Raw genomic sequence first — 6,767 nt, 5'->3', positions numbered from 1 at the left:
CATTTTGGGCACAGTAGGCGGATGCGTCATGAACGCATTATGTGACCAACATATACGCTCCCCGTAGGTCGGATAAGGCGCTCGCGCCGCATCCGACAACCGTGTTGCCTGATGCGACGCTGGCATTTTGGGCACAGTAGCCAGATGCGCCTACACCGGTAACGTTTTCAACAATCCAAACGCCTCTTTCATCCGATCTTCACTGACCACAAAGGCACGTAACTGATCGGTATCGTCCAGACCGCGTGCCACCATTCCCTGGTTTTCGGCACAAATCTGCCAGCGTAAATCCCGACGCTGGGTTTCCCCTGCCAGATGCAGTGGTAACTCCGGCGTTTTGATTTTTACCAGCATCGCCGGTAGTTTCAGAGGCGTATTAGCGCCGAGCAGATTTTTTGCCAGCATCATTGCGCTAAGTTGAATCGGCTGCAGAAACGGCAATACCTGACCGTTAATTTCCGCGCAATCGCCCAGCGCGTAAATATCGACATTGCTGGTTTGCAGATAACTATCGACGCAAACGCCGCGATTAATCGTCAGCCCGGCGCGTCGTGCCAGGGCGGTTTCCGGGCGCAGCCCGGTGGCGGCAATCACCGCATCCACTTCGATGCTGCGCTGGCGGTCCAGGGTTGCACGGATGCCAGAATCCGTTTTTTCCAGCGCCAGTAACTGAGATTTCAACAGCAGATGGACGCCCATCTCCGTCAACCGATGTTGTAAGCGACTGCTTACTTCCGGTGGCATTAACGATGCCAGAATACTGGCGGCGTTGTCGATCAGCGTGACTGCTTTGCCTGCCCGACAAAAATCCATCGCCAGTTCGCTACCAATCAGGCCGCCACCGACAATCAACACGCGCTGTGCTTCCCGTAGTTGCGTTTCACAGGCGCGATACTCTTGCTGACTATTTAAAGTAAGCATTAACTCACGCCCAGGCACCGGCGGGACGAAGGCGCTGGCACCGGTTGCCAGCACTAACTTGTCGTACTGCCACTGATTATTCTGGCTTTTCACCACATGGGCTTCGGCATCAATATCCGTCACCCAGGTTTGTGGAAACAGGCGCAGATTAAACTGTTCGGCAAATTCTCCCGCCGTCTGGCGGGTAAGGTCGTCGGCACGTTGTCCCTGACTGATAACATGGCTGAGATCAGGTTTGTTGTACTCATCCATGCTATCGGCAGCAATCAGGGTTAATGGAATACTGGCGTCCTGTTTGCGAATATTTTTCACCAGTTGGCGGGCGGCGAAGCCCGAACCAATGATCACAATACCGTTGCTCATTTTGCCTCCGATGCCAGTTCATCAAAGACGTCTTTGCCGAGGGAACATTCCGGGCACAGGAAGTTATCCGGAACTTCACTCCACGGCGTTCCCGGCGCGACGTCCTGCATTGGCTCGCCTTTTGCTGGATCGTAAATCCACTGGCAGACGCTGCACTGCATCCGTGGGCCGAGGTCGATTGTTGTGGTGGCACTGGTTTCTTCTTTAACCACCGTATTCACTGTGCTCTGCGGCAGCGGCGCGAGCGCCCACTGACGGGCGATTTCACGACCGTGTTCACGACATAACTCCAGCGCGTCCTGATCCGGTCGCCATTTGGCTTTCAGACTAAGTGACATTTCGAAGCCTGCATCCTGCAAGCGCGTAGAAAGACGATCAACCGCACCGCCGCTCCAGCCGTGGGAGCCGAAAGCGCTGGCGCGTTTGTTACGGAAGCGCAATCCGGTCATCTCCTCCACCAGCCCGGCGATTTTCGGCATCATTACGTTATTCATCGTCGAAGTCCCAACCAGCACGCCTTTTGAGCGGAAGACATTGGTCAGGATTTCGTTTTTATCGCTCCGGGCGACGTTGAAAATTTTCACCGCTACGCGCGGGTCGGTTTCTGCAATCCCCTGGGCGATAGCGTCAGCCATCATGCGGGTGTTATTCGACATGGTGTCGTAGAAAATAGTGATCCTGTCTTCCTGATAATCCGCCGCCCATTTCAGGTACAGCTCGACAATCTGCGTCGGGTTATCGCGCCATACCACACCGTGAGAGGTGGCAATCATATCGACCGGCAAGTTAAAGCCCAGAATCTCGGTGATTTTGGGAGTTACCAGGCGGCTGAACGGCGTCAGGATATTGGCGTAGTAACGCTGGCACTGTTCGAAAAGCTCGGTCTGATCCACTTCATCGTTGAACAGATGCTCGTCGCAGTAGTGCTGACCAAAGGCATCGTTACTGAACAGCACTGCATCGCCCGTCAGGTAAGTCATCATGCTGTCCGGCCAGTGGAGCATTGGTGTTTCGACAAAAATGAGCTGTTTGCCATTACCGATATCCAGCGTGTCGCCGGTTTTCACCACGTTGAAATTCCACTCCGGATGATGGTGATGACCATTAATTGAGTCGATGGCGTTGGCAGTACAGTAGATTGGCGTATCCGGAATTTGCGCCATCAGTTCGGTCAGCGCCCCGGCGTGGTCTTCTTCTGCATGGTTAATTACGATGTAATCGATATCTGCCAGATCGATTTCATTACGCAGGTTCTGCACAAATTCGCGGCTGAATTTATGGTCGACAGTGTCGATTAGCACGTTTTTTTCTTCGCGAATGAGGTAGCTGTTGTAGCTGCTGCCGCGCAGCGTTTTATATTCTGTGCCGTGAAAATCACGCACTTCCCAGTCACGTTGACCAACCCAATGAATGTTATTTTTCACCACAATAGACATAGCAACCTCAATTTATTCAGCGTGTTCTAAAAAGATGTCCTGTTAATTGCAGATTGCGTGCCAGTTTTTTATCTAATTGTTTTTACTCTATAAATTAATTTATGCTCATTAATGAGTAGTCAAAATGACTATTAATCAGATGGTCGATATGACAATATCTATAGTCAAATTGACAGTGAGGCAAAGATGAGTTTTTCCGTTGATGTGCTGGCGAATATCGCCATCGAATTGCAGCGCGGGATTGGCCATCAGGATCGTTTTCAACGCCTGATTACCACGCTGCGTCAGGTGCTGGAGTGTGATGCGTCAGCGTTGCTGCGCTACGACTCGCGGCAATTTATTCCGCTCGCCATCGACGGGCTGGCAAAAGATGTGCTCGGCAGACGCTTTGCGCTGGAAGGGCATCCGCGGCTGGAAGCGATTGCCCGTGCCGGGGACGTGGTGCGTTTTCCTGCAGACAGCGAATTACCCGATCCCTATGACGGTTTGATTCCCGGGCAGGAGAGTCTGAAGGTTCATGCCTGTGTTGGTCTGCCATTGTTTGCCGGGCAAAACCTGATTGGCGCATTGACGCTCGACGGGATGCAGCCCGATCAGTTCGATGTTTTCAGCGATGAAGAGTTACGGCTGATTGCCGCACTGGCGGCGGGGGCGTTAAGCAATGCGTTGCTGATTGAACAACTGGAAAGCCAGAATATGTTGCCGGGTCATGCCGTGCCGTTTGAAGCGGTGAAAGAGATGCAGATGATTGGCCTGTCGCCAGGCATGACGCAACTGAAAAAAGAGATTGAGATTGTGGCAGCGTCCGATCTCAACGTCTTAATTAGCGGTGAGACGGGAACAGGTAAGGAGCTGGTGGCGAAAGCGATTCATGAAGCCTCGCCGCGGGCGGTGAATCCGCTGGTTTATCTCAACTGCGCCGCACTGCCGGAAAGCGTGGCGGAAAGTGAGCTGTTCGGGCATGTGAAAGGGGCGTTTACCGGCGCTATCAGTAACCGCAGTGGTAAGTTTGAAATGGCGGATAACGGTACGCTGTTTCTGGATGAGATCGGTGAGTTGTCGTTGGCATTGCAGGCCAAGCTACTGCGGGTGTTGCAGTATGGCGATATTCAGCGCGTTGGCGATGACCGCAGTTTGCGGGTGGATGTGCGCGTACTGGCAGCGACTAACCGCGACTTGCACGAAGAAGTACTGGCAGGGCGATTTCGCGCCGATTTATTCCATCGCCTGAGTGTGTTTCCGCTTTCCGTGCCGCCGCTACGTGAGCGGGGCGATGACGTTATTTTGCTGGCGGGTTATTTCTGCGAGCAGTGCCGTCTGCGACTGGGACTTTCTCGCGTGGTGTTGAGCGCCAGTGCGCGGAATTTATTGCAACACTACCGTTTTCCGGGAAACGTGCGCGAACTGGAACATGCTATTCATCGGGCGGTAGTGCTGGCGAGAGCGACCCGCAGCGGTGATGAAGTGATTCTTGAGGCGCAACATTTTGCTTTTCCTGAGGTGACGTTGCCGTCGCCAGAAGTGACGACAGTGCCCGTCGTTAAACAAAACCTGCGTGAAGCGACAGAAGAGTTCCAGCGCGAAACCATTCGCCAGGCGCTGGCACAAAATAATCACAATTGGGCCGCCTGTGCGCGGATGCTGGAAATCGACGTCGCCAACCTGCATCGGCTGGCGAAACGTCTGGGATTGAAGGATTAAATAATCCCGGCCTGATAGAAATCCTGCAGGTTAATCGCGCCGGCGAGTTTACCGTTTTCATCTACCACCGGTGCGGCGGTGATTTTGCGCTTCATCAGGATCTCTTTGGCGTCAATGGCGCGGCTTTGTGCCTGTAATGTGGTGCCACCAGCCGTCATCGCTTCATTAACGGGCGTGGTGAGTGCACCACCGCCAACCAGCCAGCGACGGTAAATCGCCGTCGGTAAAGACGCCTTTCACCAGTCGTTGATCATCACACACTGCCACCAGCCCTAACCCGGTGCGGCTGAGTTCCAGCATCGCGTCCATCACGCTGGCGGTTAACGCCACCTGCGGGACAGCATCATCACGGCGCATCAGATGATGCACTTTGTTCAGCAAGCGAGCGCCCAGCGCGCCGGCTGGATGGGAGCGGGCAAAATCTTCTTCATTAAACCCACGCGCCTGCATGACCGCCATCGCCAGCGCATCGCCCATCATCAGGGTATTGACGGTGCTGGAAGTCGGCGCAAGGTGCATCGGGCAGGCTTCGCGTTCTACGGAAATATCCAGCACCGCTTTCGCCGCCAGACCCAGCGGTGACGTCGGTTTACCGGTCATTGCCAGCAGAGCAATAGATTTGTCTTCCAGACGCGGAATAATCAGATCCAGTTCCTTTGCGCCACCGGAGTACGAGATAAACAGCATTACATCGCGGCTTTCAATCATCCCCAGATCGCCGTGCAGTGCCTCTGCCGGATGGACAAAAAAAGCAGGCGTGCCAGTGCTGGCAAGCGTTGCGGCGATTTTCTTACCAATGTGACCCGATTTGCCAATTCCCGAAACCACCACTTTGCCTTCGCAGTGCAGGATGATATTGGCGGCGCGAACAAAATCATCGCCCAGACGTTCAGGTAAACGGCTTGCTTCCTGCAACTCCAGCATTAACGTCTGACGTCCCGCGTTCAGTAGTGCTTCACTCATTGCTTTCTCCGGTGATGATCACGTCGATCCCTTTCTCTTCCAGCGCCTGACGAAACGCTGGAGAAATGCCTGCGTCGGTAATGAGTTTATCGACGCTTTCAAGACTGCAAACTACATTGGGGCTTTTACGACCAAACTTCGATGAGTCAGCCATCAAAATAACTTCGCGCGCAGCATTACACATCGCTTTACTGACGGTGTAGACCTCGTTGAAAGTCGTTACGCCTGCATTCAGATCGATGCCGTCGGTGCCCATAAACAATTTATCGAAGCTGAAATGTTCGAAGGCATTCTCGGCAAGTTGCCCGTGAAATGAGGCCGATTTTTTGCGAAATGTTCCGCCAGGCATCAGGATGGTTTGCTCGTTATCCAGTTCGGATAGCGCATTGACAATATGCAGACTGTTGGTCATCACTGTGATGTTATTAAAGCGCGAGAGCATTGGCACCATCTGCAATACGGTACTGCCAGCATCGAGAATGATTGAGTCGCCATCGTGGATAAAACTGACGGCGGCTTCCGCTATCAACTCTTTTTTGTGGGTGTTGATGAGCGTTTTATGATCGATTGGCGGATCGGATTCCTCTTTATTTAACACCACGCCGCCATAGGTACGAATGACGGTTCCGGCATGTTCCAGAATGACCAGATCTTTGCGAATGGTTGTGCCTGTGGTGTCAAAGTATTGCGCCAATTCTTCAACCGAGCATTTCCCCTGCTTTTGCAGATACTCCAGAATGGCGGCCTGACGCTGACGAGGTTTCATAGGCGTGATTACCTGATTTAGGTTTCAAAATGATAACTTCGCAAGCAAGTAGCATTCACAACGAAATTATCTACGTTTCAGTTTAAGCGCCAATGATAGAGCATTCTGCGATAATGGATCATGGGGAAAGATCACATCGGGCCGTAAATCAGCAGAATGCATACCCGTAATGGCGGGAATTTTTTGCGGTCGGGCGAAAACGGTCAGTCCTTTCATAAACAAGGTGTCGACGATGCGCTGCTGATCGTCCAGGGCGATGGCGACTACGACCCGCGGTTTAAAGCGCCCGCTGGAACGGCCCACGCCAACGCGGCCTTGCTGGCAAAGTGCATCGAAGGCACGGTTAAAACGAGAAATTTGCCAGCCGCCTAAGGCCAGTTGTGTACACCAGGCGATAACGGCGACGGTGATGAGAGCGGATACCATAACTTCTCCTTATATGTGGTGGCGGAGGATTTCCGCTGAGAATGTTTACAGTGTGTGCTTTATTCATGCCGGATGCGGCGTGAACGCCTTATTAGGTCTTAAAAGTTTTGTTAATTCAATGTGTTGTATGGGTGTCGTAGGCCTGATAAGCGTAGCGCATCAGGCAGTCTCGCGGAGATCCTTAAAGGATC

General features: G+C 53.0%; 5 protein-coding genes and 1 pseudogene. 1 reads left to right on the top strand and 5 read right to left on the bottom strand.

Features of this window, described 5'->3' with window-relative positions:
- Positions 1-150 precede the first annotated feature (150 nt).
- Both norW and norV read right to left on the bottom strand, forming a co-directional pair.
- Positions 151-1,284, bottom strand: a complete 1,134-nt coding sequence (gene norW / locus A31E_RS09510) for an NADH:flavorubredoxin reductase NorW (protein WP_000064723.1) — start codon at positions 1,282-1,284, stop codon at positions 151-153.
- Positions 1,281-2,720 carry an anaerobic nitric oxide reductase flavorubredoxin gene (gene norV, locus A31E_RS09515; protein WP_016249114.1) on the bottom strand — a complete coding sequence of 480 codons (1,440 nt, stop codon included), beginning with the start codon at positions 2,718-2,720 and terminating at the stop codon, positions 1,281-1,283. The genes norW and norV overlap by 4 nt, the downstream gene beginning before the upstream one ends.
- Positions 2,721-2,906: 186 nt before the next feature.
- Here norV and norR point away from each other — a divergent pair, with 186 nt between their 5' ends.
- A complete protein-coding gene (norR, locus tag A31E_RS09520; protein ID WP_000010765.1) occupies positions 2,907-4,421 on the top strand; it encodes a nitric oxide reductase transcriptional regulator NorR in 1,515 nt (504 codons plus the stop codon).
- Here norR and gutQ read toward each other — a convergent pair.
- From gutQ to gutM, 3 genes and pseudogenes are all read right to left on the bottom strand, one after another.
- Positions 4,418-5,384: pseudogene (gene gutQ / locus A31E_RS09525) on the bottom strand (arabinose-5-phosphate isomerase GutQ). The gene norR and the pseudogene gutQ overlap by 4 nt on opposite strands.
- Positions 5,377-6,150 carry a glucitol operon DNA-binding transcriptional repressor SrlR gene (gene srlR / locus A31E_RS09530; RefSeq protein WP_000804554.1) on the bottom strand — a complete coding sequence of 258 codons (774 nt, stop codon included), beginning with the start codon at positions 6,148-6,150 and terminating at the stop codon, positions 5,377-5,379. The pseudogene gutQ and the gene srlR overlap by 8 nt, the downstream one beginning before the upstream one ends.
- 66 nt (positions 6,151-6,216) lie before the next feature.
- Positions 6,217-6,576 carry a transcriptional regulator GutM gene (gene gutM / locus A31E_RS09535; protein WP_000252920.1) on the bottom strand — a complete coding sequence of 120 codons (360 nt, stop codon included), beginning with the start codon at positions 6,574-6,576 and terminating at the stop codon, positions 6,217-6,219.
- Positions 6,577-6,767: the final 191 nt, after the last annotated feature.

It is taken from the genome of Escherichia sp. KTE159 (assembly GCF_000408805.1).
Classification (GTDB): Bacteria; Pseudomonadota; Gammaproteobacteria; order Enterobacterales; family Enterobacteriaceae; genus Escherichia; species Escherichia marmotae.
The sequence above is the reverse complement of the archived record's forward strand: the minus strand, read 5'-3'. Positions and strand labels throughout refer to the sequence as shown.